This window comes from Kitasatospora sp. Root107 (genome assembly GCF_001424875.1).
Lineage (GTDB): Bacteria > Actinomycetota > Actinomycetes > Streptomycetales > Streptomycetaceae > Kitasatospora.
The window spans coordinates 66,874-82,199 of sequence record NZ_LMCT01000020.1 but is presented as its reverse complement, the minus strand read 5'-3'; the positions used below and the strand labels follow the sequence as shown (position 1 = coordinate 82,199).

Sequence of the window (15,326 nt, the reverse complement as noted above, 5' to 3'; positions counted from 1 at the left end):
AGGAACACCGCGGTGACGCCCTCCAGGCGGGCCCGGGGGTTGGTCGCGGTCGCCAGCATCTCCCCGTGCGCGAGTTCGATGCCGGCCGCGGTGATCCGCTCGCGTTCGTCGTCGAGTCCCGCCCACATGAGCACGTCGAGTCCTGCTGACTGCAGGGCCTTCCCGAGGCCGATCACCCACGGGTCGCCGCCGACCAGCAGCGGCCGGGTCCGGCTCGGCCTGACGACCTTCAGGCGGCGGGCCACCGGTGCGGCGGTCAGTGCGTAGAGCAGGACCGTCCCCACGATCACGAGGAAGGTGATCGGCAGGATCTTGGAGGCTCCGGGCAGCCCCTTCTCCACCAGGCTGGCGGCGAACGCGGAAGCGGTCGACGCGGCGACGATGCCGCGCGGCGCCATCCACCCGATGAAGCCCCGTTCGCCCTTACTCAGGTCGGAGCCCCGGCCCGCGACGAACGCGACGAGCGGTCGGACGAGGAGGACAAGGATCGCGATCAGGATCAGCGAGGGAACGAGCACGGGCACCACGGACGCCGGAGTGACGGCGGAGGAGATCGAGATGAACAGCAGGCCGATGATCAGCTGGACAAGCGTTTCGAGGAAGGGCCGGCGGGCCGGCATGTCCAGGCCGGGGAGGTTGGTGACGGCGAGTCCGGTGACGATCGCGGCGATCAGGCCGGTGTCGTCGCGGGCGATGTCGCAGCCCGCGGAGACGAGGATCACGGTGGCCAGTTGGGCCAGGGTGCCGAGCGTCTCGCCGAGCCGCAGTTTGCGCAGGGCCAGCCAGAGGATGACGGTGCCGACGGCTCCGCCTGCGAGGCCGACGCTCATGCTGATGAGGAACTGCCCGATCTGGTAGCCCCGGCCGATGTCGATCTGGCCGCTGGTCGCGACGGCGTGGAAGACGATGGCCCCGAGGATTCCGCCGATCGGGTCGGTCAGCGTTCCCTCCCAGATCAGGATGCGGCGCATCCGGTCCGTCGGTCGCACGTATTCGAGCAGGGGGCCGACGACGGTGGGGCCCGACACGACCAGGATTACGCCGATCATGGCCGCCACCCGCAGCGGGATGTCGAAGAGTGCCGGCCCGATGGCGCAGACGGCGAAGAAGGTGATCAGGATGCCGATGATCAGCAGTCGTCCCACGATCCCGCGGGTTTCGCCCTTGAGGTTGCGCAGGTCCAGTCCGAGGCCGGCGTCATAGAGGATCACCGCGACGGACAGTGAGACCAGCGCGGGGAAGTCCGGGCCGATGAGCCGTCCGGGGTGGATGACGTCGGTCAGGGCACCGACTGTGAAGCCGACCGGCAGGAGGATGATCAGAGCGGGCACGTGCAGTCTGTTCGCCAGAATCTGCGAGCCAGTGGCGAGGGCGACGGTCAGGGCGATGCCCAGGAGGATGTCTTCACCGGTCATCGCGGTCGTCCTCCTGTTGAGTTTCCGGGGCCCGTGGGATTCAACCGCGTTGACGAGCCCTGCCGTCACCCCAACGCGGTCGGACACGGCCTCCACCACCCGATCGGCCCTGCGGAAGTTCTTCCTGCGGACACACGGTGCCGCGGCCGGAGGGTGTCGCCGACGGGAGGTGCGGGCCGGCCCGGCATCGTCGGCCTGCGTGCCACTGCGGGATCGGTGACCTGGGTCGGTCGCTCGGGAAGGTAGGCCGTTCGGGTGCTTTTCGAGTCCGGTTCACGAGTCCTGAGCATGGCGCCCGGCCCGGAACTGGTTGAGTCGCCGACATGAGCAAGAGTGACGTCGGGGCCCTGTTCGGTAACCGTTTCCTGACCGTGCCTGCTCCCTCGGAGACCTTTCCCGAGGAGGGCATGACCGCGACGGACGCTATGCGACTGGTGGATGAGGACCTCGTCATGGAGGGCGACCCGCAGCGCAACCTCGCCACGTTCGTCACCACGTGGATGGAGCCGGAGGCGCAGCGGATCATCGCCGAGAACCTCCACCGGAACTTCATCGATCACGCGGAGTACCCCATCTCCGCCGAGATCGAGCAGCGCTGTGTGCGGATGCTCGCCGATCTCTTCCACGCGCCGGGCAAGACCGCCGGATGCCGGACCCAAGGCTCGTCCGAGGCGATCATGCTCGGCGCGCTGTCGCTGAAGTGGAAGTGGCGGGAGCGGCGCAAGGCGGCCAACCTGTCGGCCGACCGGCCCAACCTGGTTTTCGGCGGTGACGTTCATGTCGTGTGGGAGAAGTTCTGCCGCTACTTCGACGTCGAGCCGCGGATCGTGCCGCTTGCCGAGGACAAGTACACGATCGGCCCGGAGGACGTGGAGCCCCACCTCGACGAGAACACGATCGGCGTCGTCGCCGTCGTCGGCACCACGTTCACCGGCCACAAGGACGACGTCGTCGGGATCGACAAGCTCCTGCGGGAGATCCGCAAGAAGCGGGACCTGGACATCCCGATCCACGTCGACGGCGCCAGCGGCGGCTTCGTGTGGCCCTTCCTCTACCCGGACTCGAAATGGGACTTCCGGCTCGAGCAGGTCCGATCGATCAACGTCTCGGGACACAAGTACGGTCTGGTCTACCCCGGCATCGGTTGGCTGGTCTTTCGCGAGGAGTCGGACCTGGCCAAGGACCTCGTGTTCTACGAGAACTACCTGGGCAAGACCGATGCGACGTTCACGCTGAACTTCTCGACCGGCGCGTCGATGGTGCTGGCGCAGTACTACAACTTCGTCCGGCTGGGCCGCCAGGGCTACACCTACGTCATGGAGACGATGCAAACGAACGCCCACGCGTTGGCGGACAACCTGCGTAACAGCGGCCGCTTCGAAGTGATCGGCAGCGATCTCGAGCAGCTGCCGCTGGTCGCTTTCCGCCTCGCCGGCAAGCACGCCTACGACGAGTCCGACATCGCCTGGCAGCTCTCGGCCGAGCGCGGCTGGATGGTGCCGGCGTACACGCTCCCGCCCAACGCGGAGCGGGTGAAGATCCTGCGGGCCCTGGTCAAGGAGACCCTGAGCCGCGACCAGATCGACCGCCTGACCCAGGACATCGCCGATGCGTGTGCCACCTTGGACCACAAGGGGGCGACCACCGAGGTCGAGCGGGCCCAGGTCAAGCGCGGCAGCGGCTACTGACAGTCGCAGCCGGCACCCCTCAGGCCGGGCGACAGAGCGGCTCCCCGGGATCGGGAATGTCAAATTGCAGGCTCTGGCCCCGTAGTTGGCAGTAGTGCTGGTGGCATCGACAAGATGAACGGCCGGGCCGGAGCCTGCGTCCCCGAGACGATGAGGTTCAACGGCAGCGGCTGGTCCTGGAGCTCCGGCAAGAACGCCCCGATCGCGGAGTGCTCCTCGAGCGCGCCGACCTTCTACAACACGCGCACCGTCACCACCGGCGCCGAGGTCGGGCTGTGGGTCTGGCGGCGGCAGTACCTGTACACCCACGTGAAGGCGCTCCTGACGAACGCCGGCGCTCTCGCCGGGCGCCTGCCCCGCCTGACCGCGCAGGAGCGGTTTCTTCTGCTGCGCGGTCAGGACGACCCGTGGACCGACGCCGATGTGCCGTTGCTGGACGAGGCGGCGAGCCTGGTCGACGGCCCGCCCGAGCGGACGNGTCGAGGTGTTGTGGCCGCGGTTGGTCCCCGGTGACCTCGTGAAGGCGCTCCTGACGAACGCCGGCGCTCTCGCCGGGCGCCTGCCCCGCCTGACCGAGCAGGAGCGGTTTCTTCTGCTGCGCGGTCAGGACGACCCGTGGACCGACGCCGATGTGCCGTTGCTGGACGAGGCGGCGAGCCTGGTCGACGGCCCGCCCGAGCGGACGTACGGGCTCGTCGTCGACGAGGCGCAGGAGCTGACCGCGATGCAGTGGCGGATGATCGTCCGCCGATGCCCGTCGCGGGCGATGACGCTGGTGGGTGACTTCGCCCAGGCAGGCCCAGTCGCGACAGCGCGCGACTGGAGGGAAGCACTGAGCCCTCACGTCGGCCCCGCGGTTCAAACTGCACAGCCTGACCGTCAGTTATCGCACCACGGAGGAGATCCTGGAGAGCGTCCGGGACCGTCGTGTCGGCGTCCGAAGCACGCGGCCTGGAATTCGACGGGGTAGTCGTCATGAACCCCGAGGAAATCATCATGGCTCGCCCCGGTGGGGAGCGGGACTTGTACGTAGCCCTGACCCGGGCCACCAAGCGCCTGTGCACAGTCACCGTCCAGCCCGCCTGACGACTCGGCGCCCGCGTCGTCGCCGCGGGCGCACCCGGCCGCCCCGACTCGCCGGCTGCTACCGCTCGTCGAACTCGGCGCGCACACCGAGCAACCGTACGGGGCGGTCATGCTCGAAACGCTCCAGCACCGTCAGTGCCGCGTGCGTGATCTCGTCCGGATCACTGGTCGGTCCCGCCAGCGCGATGCCGTGCGTCGCGGTGGTGAACGGCGCGAAGCGGACCTTCACCGCAATGCGAGTGGCCGGGCGGCCGTCGGTGGCCACGTCATGCGCCACGCGCCGGGCCAGCGCTGCGACCTGCCGGTCGATCTCCGACCGGTCGACCAGGTCGTGTTGGAAGGTGATCTCGCGGCTGTGTGAGCGCGGAACGTGCGGGGCGGCCGAGACTTCGGTGTCACTGACGCCGAGTGCGAGCATCCGGTATGACGGCCCCATGACCGGGCCGAAGCGTGCGGCGAGCTCGTCCGGGTCGGCGCCCGCGAGCTGTGCGACGGTGTGCAGGCCCGCCTCGGCCAGCTTCCTCGCGGTCCTGGTACCGATGCCCCACAGCGCGTCGGTCGGCCGCTCGGCCATGACGGCCGCCCAGTTCTCCCGGGTGAGCCGGAAGCTGTGCCGACCGGGGGCTCCGCTGGGGGCAGCCGGCTTGGCGAAGCCGGTGGCCAGCTTCGCCCGCAGCCTGTTGTCGCCGATGCCCACGGAGCACGACAATCCTGTCGTGCTGCGTACCGCTTCCCGGATCTCGGTGGCGAGCGTCTCGGGATCGTCGGTGTGTGCCCCAACGAAGGCCTCGTCCCAGCCGAGTACCTCCACGACCACCGGAAACCGGCGGAGCGTGGCCATGAACCGATCGGAGACCTGCTGGTAGGCAGCCGGGTCCGTGGGCAGGAACACCGCCTCCGGGCAACGCTTGGCAGCCAGGCGCAAGGGCATACCGGACCGGATTCCGAACTCGCGTGCCTCGTAGGAGGCCGTGGCCACCACCCCTCGCCGGGTCGGGTCCCCGGAGCCCCCGACCACCACGGGCAGGCCCCGCAGTTCCGGTCGGCGGGCCACCTCGACCGCAGCGACGAACTGGTCGAGGTCCACGTGGAGCACCCAGCCCATGGACATGGGATCCAGTATGCCTCCGGGCCTTCGCAACGGCGTTGGGCGGAAGCGGCCAGTGGGTCGGTCGCTGTGGTCGGCTCCGGCAGTCTCGACGGACCGGTGTGAGGATTCGATGAGGCCCCGAGCCGCGGCGGGCTCAGGCGGCGACGGCCTTGGCCCGGTCCGCGGCGATGTTCAGGGCGAGACCCGCGAGGACCGTGCCCATGGCGTAGCGCTGGATTCGAAGCCAGGCGGGACGGTGCGCGAGGAAGGACGCGATGGTGCCCGCGCTCATCGCGATGAGGCCGTTGACGGTGAGGGCTATGGCGATCTGGGTCAGGCCCAGCACGAGACTCTGCGCCGCGACGTGGCCGCGCGCCGGGACGACGAACTGCGGCAGCAGCGAGACGTACATGATGGCGATCTTCGGATTCAGCAGGCAGGTCAGGAAGCCCATCGTGATGAGCCTGCGAGGCGGGTCCTGCGGCAGTTGCTGCGGCGCGAAGACGGCGATGCCGCCCGGCCTGACGGCCTGCCAGGCGAGCCAGAGCAGGTAGGCCGCGCCCGCGAGCTTGATCACGGTGTAGAGGAGCGGCACGACGGCGAACACCGCGGTGATTCCTGCTGTCACGGCGGCGAGGTAGACCAGGAAGCCGAGGGCGACACCGGTCAGTGAGAGCAGCCCCGCGCGGCGTCCCTGCACGATCGAGCGGGAGACCAGATAGATCATGTTCGGTCCGGGCGTGAGCACCATGCCCGTCGCCACGGCGGCGATCCCGAGCATGGCGTGCGCGTCGACGGCGGAGAAGAGTGCGTCCATGCCGGGAGGCTACGGGCGGGTGCCCGGTCGGTGCAATAATGACTTTGCACTCGGTGCAATGAGGAGGGATGTGCCGATGGACGACTACCGCGCGATCGCGGACGAGATCGCGGCCTCCATCGCCGCGGGGCGGCTGCGTCCGGGCGAGCAGTTGCCGACGCAACGCGCCTTCGCCCGTCGGCGTGGTGTCGCCGGATCGACGGCGGGCCGCGTCTACCGCGACCTGGTCCGGCGCGGGCTGGTCGTCGGCGAGGTCGGCCGCGGCACTTTCGTGCGGGCCGGCCACGGCGAGCCCGGCGCGCGCGTCCCGCTCGCCGAGCCCGCGGGTGCTCCGGTCGACCTGGAGCTCAACTATCCGGTCGTCCAGGAGCAGTCCGCGCTGCTCGCCACCGGACTCACGCCCATGCTGCGGGCGGACGCGCTGGACGCTGCCCTCCGTCCGGTCGGTGCGGCAGGCACGGCCGCCGCCCGCGAGGCCTTCGCGGCGCTTGCCTCCGGCGCCGGGCGCACGGGGCGGGACGCTTCGGACGAGGGTGAGGCCGGCTCCGGCCCGGCCTGGCACGCAGCCGACGACGACGTGCTGTTCGCCGCCAACGGCCGCCAGGCCATCGCCGCAGCTCTGGCCGCGCTTGTCCCACCGGGTCAGCGCCTGGGCGTCGAGGCGCTGACCTACCCCGTGGTCAAGGCGATCGCGCAGCGCCTCGGCATCACGCTCGTGCCGCTGCCGGTGGACGAATCCGGTCTGCTCCCCGACGCTCTCGCGGCCGTCCATCGGGCCACGCCGCTGCGTGCCCTCTACCTTCAGCCGCGCCTGCAGAACCCGCTCGGAGTCACCCTCGAGCCGGAGCGCCGCGAGGCGCTGGCCGCCGAAGTTCGCCGCCTTGACCTGCCGGTCGTCGAGGACGCGATCTGGTCCTTCCTGCGGCCCGGCATCCCGCCGCTGGCGGCGCTCGTGCCCGAGCGGACGATCCTCGTCGACAGCCTCTCCAAGCGCCTGGCTCCCGGCCTGAGCACCGGATTCGCCGTGGTGCCCGCTGTGCTGCGCACCTCCGTCACCGCCGCGCTCCGCTCCGGCGGTTGGACGCCGAGCGGATTCGCCCTGGAAGCCGCAGTGCGCTGGATCACCGACGGTACGGTCGGCACGGTGGAGGCCGCCAAGCGTGCCGATGCGACAGCCCGTCAGCTGTTGGCCCGTCAGTCCCTGGCCGGTCAGACGCTACGGTCCGACCCGTGCTCGTACTACGTCTGGTGGGAGCTGCCGGCGGCCTGGCGCGTGGAGACGTTCGTCGCGGCCGCCGCGCGCGAGGGCATCGCCGTCACCCCCGGTGCCGCGTTCGCCGTCGGCACCCGCATCACCCCTTCTGCCGTCCGGGTCGGCCTCGCCTCACCGCCGCTCCCGGTCCTGGCCGGGGCGCTCGACACCCTCGCTCAGGTGGCCCGCAGCGCGCCGGAGGATCTGCTGGACTGACGGTGGACCGTTTCGCGGGACCGACCATTCCGGTCGCACCGAACGATGGTGCTACCAGATCTGCGAGGCCGGGAGCGGTAGGCGGAGTGGGACTTGCGGATGGTCGCTCTTGGCGCGCACCAGGGCGTCATCGCAGGGCGACTGTGGCGCGGAGCCGCTGGATTGACTTGGCGTCATGGACATGCCCTAATCCGTTCGGGGCACCCGGCTTGCGGTGGGCGTCAGGTTGTGGAGAGGGTGCCCCGGCGAGACGATGGGGGAAGTCCCCCAACCGGCCCGACAGCCACCATGTCCTTCCTCAACCTCCGGTCACCATCCGGTGGTTGGCAGATCGGAGGCCCCTTCATGGTGGACACCAAGGCGCCCGCGAGCGGCACCCCGCAGTACTGCACCCTCCAGCCCGCCACCAAGCCCGACCTCCGGCCAGGACTCGGGCCGAACCGGGTGCGGGCGATACTTCAGATCCGTACCAAGTGGGTCAACGGCACCGTCCTGCACTACCACTTCCTGGACCCGACCGGCGGCGGCCAGGGCCCGGAGCAGCTGGACGAGGTCCGGGCCGCCCTCCACGACTGGAAGGCCCTGGGCATCGGTCTGGACTTCAAGGAGGTGGACGACGCCTCCGAGGCCGAGATCCGGATCGCCTTCGCCGACGACGGCTCCTGGTCCTACGTCGGCAAGGACGTGCTGACCATCGGCGTCCGCGAGCCCACCATGAACTTCGGGTGGGACCTCACCACCCCGTGGGGCCGCGCCACCGCCCGGCACGAGACCGGCCACACCCTCGGCCTGCCGCACGAGCACCAGAACCCGTACGCGGGCATCGTCTGGGACGAGGAGGCGGTCTACACCTCGCTCGGCCAGCCGCCGAACAGCTGGACCCGCGAGGAGACCTTCCACAACGTCCTGCGCAAGCTCTCCAAGCAGGAGGTCACCGGCTCCACCTGGGACCCGGACTCGATCATGGAGTACCCCTTCGAGCCCGGCCTGATCAAGGAGCCCGAGAAGTACGGCCGGGAGGGGATCGAGGGCCCGCTGTCCCTGTCCGCGACCGACAAGGACCAGGCGCTGCACTGGTACCCGCCGATCTCGGTCGGCCCGGTGAAGCTGGAGCCCGGCCGGTCCGTCCCGCTGGCGCTGTCCACCGGCGAGCAGGCTGACTTCGAGATCACCCCGGCCGAGACCCGCAAGTACGAAGTCGGCACCTTCGGCCAGAGCGACGTACTGCTGGTGCTCTTCGAGGACGTGGACGACGAGCTGCGGTACGTGACCGGTGAGGACGACAGCGGTGCCGACGAGAACGGCCGACTGTCCGTCAGGCTGTTCAAGGGCCGCCGCTACGTGCTGCGGGCCCGGCTCTACTCCAACTACGGCTCCGGCGAGACCACGATCATGTACTGGTGACCCGGTGCCGGCGCGCTCAGAACGGCCGCAGATCGGGCGGGATGGTGACCACCACCGTCGCCCGCTTCTCGGCAGCGGTGGCACCCGTCCGGACGGCCCACGGCTGTTCCGAGCGCATCCAGTCCGGCAGCCCGAGCGGAAAGTCGGCCGCCGGGACGGGCACCAGGTCGCCCGCAGTCAGCTCAGGGCCGTAGGGCACCAACTGCCGTGCCTGGTCGGGGTGCGCGATGGCCGGGTGGAGAGCCTCCAGGCCCTCGTTCCAACTGGCCGTCAGGCGGGCCATCGCCGCGGCGTGGTCGCCGGAGCTCTCCGGGAAGGTCGGGTGGATGATCCGGTGGAAGGTGCCGGCGAAGGCCGCTCCGACCGGGGTGGCCTCGCGCCACATCCGGAAGGCGGTGCCGGCCAGGCTGCCGAGTGCGATCACCGCCTCCACCTCGTTGTCCGTCACCAGCGCGTCCAGCCAGGAGTTCCGGTACCCGGCGATGTCCGGGTCCTCGGCGTGCGCCTGGCCGCCCTGCTGTCCGAAGACGCTGTAGAGGAAGGTGTTGACCATGACGTAGCTGCGGTCGATGCCCAGCCGGGCCAGGAAGCCCTGGACCCGGCGGCCGGCCGTGCCGACCAGGATCCGCCGGACGATCGCCTCGTGCTGCGCCGGGTCCTGGCCGATCACCAGCACCCGCGCCGTCCCGTCCAGCCGCCCGCGGTGGAAGACCGGCCCCCACTCCGTACGGAAGTCGTCGGTCGGATAGACGTCCTGGCCCGGGAAGTCCCGCACCAGGGAGAGGTACGGCTCCCGGAACACACCCGGATCGAACTCGTGCATCGCAAGCTCCCGCTCGGTCTGTCTCCGCCAGTTCCCGCAACTTCCCGAAGGAGGACGTGCCATGACATCCCGGTACGCCCTGCAGGGCCGCATCGTCACCATGGACCCGCACGACACCGTGATCGAGGACGGCGTCCTCTACGTCGGCGATGGTGTCATCGAAGGCGTCCGCCCGGCCGCCGACCCGCCGCCACCGGGGCATGAACTCACCCCCCGGACCGCCACCGGCGGCAGCGTCTACCCCGGGCTGATCGAACTGCACAACCACCTGGCGTACGACGTGCTGCAGCTCTGGCAGGTCCCCAGGGCCTTCACCAACCGGGACCAGTGGGGCGGCACCGGCACCTACCGGCAACTGGTCACCGGACCGATGACGGTGCTCGGCCGGGACGCGGCACTGATGCCGGCCGTGGCCCGCTACGTCGAGGCCAAGGCACTGGTCAACGGCACCACCACCAGCCAGGGCATCGCCCTGTTCAGCAACGCGGGCGCCCGCCGGATGTACCGCGGCGTCCTGCGCAACGTCGAGCAACCCGAGGACCCGGCGCTGCCCGCCGCCACCTCCCGGATCGCCGACATCGACGCGGCCGACGCCCGGCGCTTCCTCGACCGGCTCAGCCGCAACCAACGACTGCTGCTCCACCTGGCCGAAGGCACCGACGAGCGCGCCCGGGAGCACTTCCGGGCCCTGGAGTTCGAGCCCGGCAAGTGGGCCGTCACCGAGAACCTGGTCGGTATCCACTGCGCCGCCCTCACCCGGGCCGACTTCGACGTACTCGCCGAGCACGGCGGCGCGATGGTCTGGTCCCCGCTCTCCAACCTGCTGCTCTACGGCCGCACCGCCGACGTCGCCGCCGCGCGGGCGGCGGGCGTGGCCGTCGCCCTGGGCTCGGACTGGTCGATCTCCGGCAGCAAGGGCCTGCTGGGTGAACTCAAGACCGCCCGGCTGGCCGCCGCCGGCACCTTCACCGACCGCGAGCTGGTGGCCATGGCGACCAGGGACGCGGCCCGGATCCTGCGGTGGGACGGCGCCCTCGGTGCCCTGCGGCCCGGCTTACGGGCCGACCTGCTGGCCGTCGCCACCACCGACCCCGACCCGTACCGGGGGCTGCTGCTCGCCGCCGACACCGACATCCGGCTGGTGGCCGTGAACGGCGTGCCGCGGTACGGCACCACCCGGCTGATGCGCAAGCTCGCCGGTGACGCCGCACCCTCCGACCCCGGGCCGGGCGCCCCGGACGGACGGCTCGTCAACCTGCTGGACGCCAAGGCCGATCCGCTGGTGGCCGGCCTGACCCTGCCTCAGGCCACCGAGCGGCTCACCGCCGCCCTGGCCACCCTGCCCGCCCGCGCCGAACGCGGCCTCGCCCCGTTCGCCCCCGCCCGCCCCGACGGCTCACCCTCGACGCCCTCACCGCCACCCACGACAAGCCCTACCGCACCACCCTCGCCGCCGAGGCCAACCTCCCCCCGACCCTGCGGGTCGCGCTCACCGAGCTCCTGGAACCCGCCTGAGCGGGGGCGCGCGAAGCAGTCGCAGGGCCCTGACGCTTCCAATCAGCCCGGGAACAGGGAGAACTGACGGGTGTTCTAGGATCTCGAGTCATGACGGAGAACTGGGGATCATGGCCCGCCCGGAGTGACGAACCGCTGGTGACCAGGGCAGAGGAGCCCGACTGGGCAGCTCTGGCGGAGCGTCACGGAGAGCAGCTGCGGCGCCGCAAGCACATCCGTGCTGCGGCGGCCGGTGTCGCGGCGACCGCGGCCCTCGGCGGCATGATGGTCATGGTGCTCCCCGGCGACTCGGGGCGCGATCCCGCGCGCACCGCGGCCGCCGCCGACAACAGTGCCTCGGTTCACCCCGATGACAGCCCGTCGTTCTCCGCCGAGGAGTCAGCCTCCGCCCCCGCCTCAGCGTCCGCCTCGGTGTCCGCAGGCGCCTCAACCACCTCCGCCCCCGCTTCTGCCGAGGCCTCCCGCCCGGCCACCCCCGCGACGAAGGTACCGACGCCGGCCGGCACGTCGTCGGCGGCACGGCCGCCCGCCTCCCAGCCCAGCGCCACCCCCACCCCGGGGAACGCGCAGACCTTGCCACCGCCCGCCGGCAAGTCGTACAGCCCGGTCCAGGTGTGCGGCAGCGGATTCAACGTCATCGACTCGCACAGCCTCGGTGGCGCCACCGTGTACCTGCTGTACAAGGGCGCCACCGGCGACAACTGCGTCACCACGATCGCGAACGACCCGAGTGGCCCGGTTCCGATGAACGCGACCCTCGCGCTCAAGGACGGCGGCTCGGCGAGCAACCCGGGCAGCTTCACCTACTACGCGGGGCCGGTCACGAAGCGCGCCGCCAACACCTGTGTGCAGTGGGGCGGTTCCTACCAGAACTCCACCTGGACCAGCGGCTGGACCCACTGCGGCTGAGGCTCCCTCCGGCCGCCTCCGTGCTGGACGATGGTGAGGTGGACGCGGACATCTCACACGGTGGCGGTATCGAAGGGCCGGGCGTGCTCGGCAGCCCACCGACGCCTCGTACGGCGGTGGCGTGGATCCTGCCGGCGGAGCTGTGGCCCGCCATCCAGCGCATCCGCGAGGTGCACGACCGGCAGATCCGCCGCTGGCCACCGCATGTGAACCTGCTCTTCGGTTTCGTACCGGAGACGGACTTCGGCCGGGCGGTTCCGCTGCTGGCCGAGGCGGTGGCCGAGGTCGCGCCGTTCACCGCCCGCCTCGCCGGGGTACGCAGTTTCAGGCACCGCCACGACGCCACGCTGTGGCTCGACCCGGCGGCGGCCGACCCGGCGCCCTGGCTGAGACTTCACGACGTACTGCAGGAGCGTTTCCCCCGCTGCCAGGGGCGGGCCGGCGGCTTCACCCCACACCTCTCGCTGGGCCGGAGCAGGAATCCGCGCAGGCTCGCCCCCGAGTTGGCCGGCCGACTGGGCAGCATGTCGGCCCGGGTCGCGGAGGTCGTTGTCCTGTCGCGCCGGGGGGACGGGCCGATGCGGTCGCGGGTCGTCATCACTCTCGGGTCGGGCGAAGTACGGTGGCCGCCCGACTGCTGAGGGCTTCGCGGACGGTCCTGCGGGTGGTGTCCAGTTTCTTGAGGACGTGGGCGACGTGCTGTTCGACGGTGCGAGGGGAGAGGAACAGCGTCTGGGCGATGTCCTGGTTGGTGGCGCCCTGGGCCAGGAGTTCGGCGACCTGGCGTTCGCGGGGCGAGAGCCGGTCGCCGTAGCCGCGGCGTCCCCGGGTAGGCGGTTGGACCAGGCCGAGCTGGTTGAGGGTGTGCCGGCAGCGGGCGGCGTCGGCCGTGGCGCCGAGGCGGGTGAAGGTGTCGAGGGCCTCGGTCAGGTGTGCGGTCGAGGCGTCGGGCCGGGAGGCGGCGAGTGCCCGGCCGGAGCACTCGGCGGCGCGGGCGGCCTCGTACGGGCGGCCGATCTCCTGCCACCGGTGCCGGGCCTGCGTGAAGTGCTCGGCGGCCGTGGCGGGTTCGGCGCCGGAGTGGAGCAGGCCCCGGGCGAAGCTGACTTCGGCGTCGGCGGCGGGTGCGTCGGTGTTGCGCAGGCCCTGTTCGGCATCGTCGGCGAGCTGTTCGGCGAACCGGTGATCGCCGCAGGCGAGTGCCGCTTCGATCGCGACCGGGACCACGCCGGTCGCCCGCGCCCAGGCGGAGGCACTTCGCACCATGGCCGCGGCGGGGTCGGTGACGGCGCGGGCGTCCTCGGGAGCTCCCTGGGCGAGCCGGACGGCGGCGAGTCCGGCAGCGGCCCGGAGGGCGGCGGTGACCTGCGTCTCGCGCTTCCCGTACTCGGTGGCCAGGGTGAACTGTTCGATGGCGCGGGACCGTTGGCCCTTCGCGGTGGCCAACTGACCAAGCATCAGCGCCTGTTCGGTGGCGTTCATGGCGATGTCGGGGTGGGCGGTGTCGAGGGCGGCGAAGTCCTCCTCCAGGTCGTCCCAGTGGCCGGCCAGGCCGTCGAGGCGCAGCAGGGCGATCCGGCTGTAGCACTCCAGATGGGAGGTGCCCGACCGGCGGGCCAGGTCGCGGCTCTCGGTGAGCAGGGCGTGGGCGCGGCGGTCGTGTCCGAGTTCGATGGCGATCTCGCCGACGTTGTAGAGGGCACGGGCGGTCTGCCGCAGTACCTCGGGGTCGGCGGCGGAGCGGGGCAGCTGATCGAGCAGTGGCCAGACGGCGGGGTCCCCCTGCCGGGCCAGCAGGCTGAGGCGGGTGGCCTGCACGGCGGCGTGGATGGCGTCGTCGGCGGTGCCGCGTACGGTCTGCTCGGCCCGGTCCATCCACTCTCTGGCCTGGTCCGAGGCGCCGTCACGTTCGTACATCGCCATGGCGATCATCGCCCGGGCGGCCCGGTCCGGGCGGGTGGCCAGCTCCTCGACGGAGCGGCGGATCTCCCGGTAGCCGCCGCGGTTGCCGCCGTGGTTGATCATGAGTAGGCCGAGGGCCAGCCGGATGTCGCCGCGGGTCGACTCCGACTGCTGCGGGTCGGCGATGAGCCGCCGCAGCAGGGCGATGGTGGCGACGTGGTCGACGCTGTCGACCGCGATCCGGGCGAGTGTCAGGGCGGTGCGGGAGCGGAGGTCGTCCCCGAGGTGCGGCTGTTCGAGGATCCGGCGCAGCAGCGCGGCGGCGGTGCCGGTGTCGCCGAGGGCGATGGCCTGGTCGGCGGCGGCTTCGGCGCGGCGGAACCAGGCTTCCCGGTCGCCGAGGGCGAGCGTGTGGTGGGCGATCTGGACCAGTGGGGGTGGGGAGTGCCGCTCCAGTTCCTCGACGGCCCGCCGGTGGAGGCGGGTGCGATGGGGCCCGGGCACGTTCCGGTAGGCGACCTGCTGGGCGAGGACGTGCCGGAAGCAGTACCGGCCGTCGTCGTCCTCGCGGAGCACGGAGAGCTGCAGAGCCTCGGTCAGGCCCAGCGCGCCCTGCTCGGGATCCAGTCCGGCGACGGCGGTGAGCAGCGGCTCGTCGGCGGGGACGGCGAGGACGGCGGCGGCGTCGACGACCGCCGCGCCGGGCGGGGACAGCCCGGCCAGGCGTTCGGTCACCGCCTCGCGCAGCCCTCGGGGGACCTGGGCCCGTTCGAGGGCAGCGACGGCGTCCGCGGTGCTGCCGCGCCGGACCTGGTCATCGAGACTGATCAGGTCCTCCTCGGCGACCAGGGGCAGGCCCTCGCTGCGGCCGTACACGGCTCGGGCGAGGACGGGGGTGGCCTGGGAGCCCAGGGCGGCCGTGGCGAGCTCCACGACGTCGGCCTCGGTGAGCGGAGCGAGGGTGATCACCGTTCCGCTGGTGCCGGGCGGGTGGCGGTACGCGGAGCCGAGGACGGGGGTGCGGTGCGGAAGATCCTCGGGGCGGTAGGTGAGCACCAGGCCGAGCTGGTCCGGCAGGTCGCGGGCGATCAGCAGGAGGAGTTCGCGGGTGGCGTCGTCGACCCAGTGCATGTCCTCGACGACGAGTACCGCCGGGCCGAGCGCGCCCAGCAGCGAGTGCACGGCCCGGACGAGCCGGTGGCGTTCGGC

11 protein-coding genes and 1 pseudogene are annotated in these 15,326 nt (G+C 71.5%); 7 read left to right on the top strand and 5 right to left on the bottom strand.

Annotation, left to right across the window (positions count from 1 at the left end; genetic code table 11):
* Positions 1-1,415, bottom strand: a 1,415-nt coding sequence (locus tag ASC99_RS19265; RefSeq protein WP_235583082.1) for a sodium:proton antiporter, incomplete at its 3' end; no start/stop codon positions are given.
* A 323-nt stretch (positions 1,416-1,738) separates the two neighbouring features.
* Here ASC99_RS19265 and ASC99_RS19260 point away from each other — a divergent pair.
* Positions 1,739-3,103, top strand: coding sequence for a glutamate decarboxylase (locus tag ASC99_RS19260; RefSeq protein ID WP_057233670.1), 1,365 nt, complete (start codon positions 1,739-1,741; stop codon positions 3,101-3,103).
* A 478-nt stretch (positions 3,104-3,581) separates the two neighbouring features.
* A pseudogene (locus ASC99_RS19250) lies at positions 3,582-4,189 on the top strand (hypothetical protein); the annotation flags it as partial.
* A gap of 58 nt (positions 4,190-4,247) precedes the next feature.
* On the opposite strand, the gene ASC99_RS19245 reads toward ASC99_RS19250, so the two are convergent.
* Positions 4,248-5,300 carry a DNA polymerase IV gene (locus ASC99_RS19245; protein WP_200948361.1) on the bottom strand — a complete coding sequence of 351 codons (1,053 nt, stop codon included), beginning with the start codon at positions 5,298-5,300 and terminating at the stop codon, positions 4,248-4,250.
* Between the two features lie 133 nt (positions 5,301-5,433).
* Positions 5,434-6,096 (bottom strand): LysE family translocator, encoded by a 663-nt coding sequence (locus tag ASC99_RS19240; RefSeq protein WP_057233663.1) that lies wholly within the window; start codon positions 6,094-6,096, stop codon positions 5,434-5,436.
* A gap of 76 nt (positions 6,097-6,172) precedes the next feature.
* Between ASC99_RS19240 and ASC99_RS19235 the strand changes: the two genes are divergently transcribed.
* A complete protein-coding gene (locus ASC99_RS19235; protein WP_057233660.1) occupies positions 6,173-7,564 on the top strand; it encodes a PLP-dependent aminotransferase family protein in 1,392 nt (463 codons plus the stop codon).
* Between the two features lie 345 nt (positions 7,565-7,909).
* On the top strand, positions 7,910-8,968 hold the full coding sequence (locus ASC99_RS19230) for a M12 family metallopeptidase (RefSeq protein ID WP_057233658.1): 1,059 nt from the start codon (positions 7,910-7,912) through the stop codon (positions 8,966-8,968).
* A 16-nt stretch (positions 8,969-8,984) separates the two neighbouring features.
* Here ASC99_RS19230 and ASC99_RS19225 read toward each other — a convergent pair whose 3' ends face one another.
* Positions 8,985-9,791 carry a uracil-DNA glycosylase family protein gene (locus tag ASC99_RS19225; protein WP_057233656.1) on the bottom strand — a complete coding sequence of 269 codons (807 nt, stop codon included), beginning with the start codon at positions 9,789-9,791 and terminating at the stop codon, positions 8,985-8,987.
* A gap of 61 nt (positions 9,792-9,852) precedes the next feature.
* On the opposite strand from ASC99_RS19225, the gene ASC99_RS41730 reads away from it, so the two are divergent.
* From ASC99_RS41730 to ASC99_RS19210, 3 genes are read left to right on the top strand one after another with little or no spacing between them, the layout of a single operon-like run.
* Positions 9,853-11,373 (top strand): amidohydrolase family protein, encoded by a 1,521-nt coding sequence (locus ASC99_RS41730; protein WP_057233654.1) that lies wholly within the window; start codon positions 9,853-9,855, stop codon positions 11,371-11,373.
* 23 nt (positions 11,374-11,396) lie between these two features.
* Positions 11,397-12,215, top strand: a complete 819-nt coding sequence (locus ASC99_RS39755) for a hypothetical protein (RefSeq protein ID WP_200948360.1) — start codon at positions 11,397-11,399, stop codon at positions 12,213-12,215.
* Positions 12,216-12,253: 38 nt separating this feature from the next.
* Positions 12,254-12,856, top strand: a complete 603-nt coding sequence (locus tag ASC99_RS19210; protein WP_235583074.1) for a 2'-5' RNA ligase family protein — start codon at positions 12,254-12,256, stop codon at positions 12,854-12,856.
* On the opposite strand, the gene ASC99_RS19205 is transcribed toward ASC99_RS19210, so the two are convergent.
* Positions 12,813-15,326, bottom strand: a 2,514-nt coding sequence (locus ASC99_RS19205) for a LuxR family transcriptional regulator (RefSeq protein WP_235583073.1), incomplete at its 5' end; no start/stop codon positions are given. The two genes, ASC99_RS19210 and ASC99_RS19205, sit on opposite strands and share 44 nt — an antisense overlap.

Coding starts and splice junctions, on each gene's coding strand:
- ASC99_RS19260 (WP_057233670.1), top strand. CDS start 1,739: ATGAGCAAGAGTGACGTCGGGGCCCTGTTCGGTAACCGTTTCCTGACC.
- ASC99_RS19245 (WP_200948361.1), bottom strand. CDS start 5,300: ATGTCCATGGGCTGGGTGCTCCACGTGGACCTCGACCAGTTCGTCGCT.
- ASC99_RS19240 (WP_057233663.1), bottom strand. CDS start 6,096: ATGGACGCACTCTTCTCCGCCGTCGACGCGCACGCCATGCTCGGGATC.
- ASC99_RS19235 (WP_057233660.1), top strand. CDS start 6,173: ATGGACGACTACCGCGCGATCGCGGACGAGATCGCGGCCTCCATCGCC.
- ASC99_RS19230 (WP_057233658.1), top strand. CDS start 7,910: ATGGTGGACACCAAGGCGCCCGCGAGCGGCACCCCGCAGTACTGCACC.
- ASC99_RS19225 (WP_057233656.1), bottom strand. CDS start 9,791: ATGCACGAGTTCGATCCGGGTGTGTTCCGGGAGCCGTACCTCTCCCTG.
- ASC99_RS41730 (WP_057233654.1), top strand. CDS start 9,853: ATGACATCCCGGTACGCCCTGCAGGGCCGCATCGTCACCATGGACCCG.
- ASC99_RS39755 (WP_200948360.1), top strand. CDS start 11,397: ATGACGGAGAACTGGGGATCATGGCCCGCCCGGAGTGACGAACCGCTG.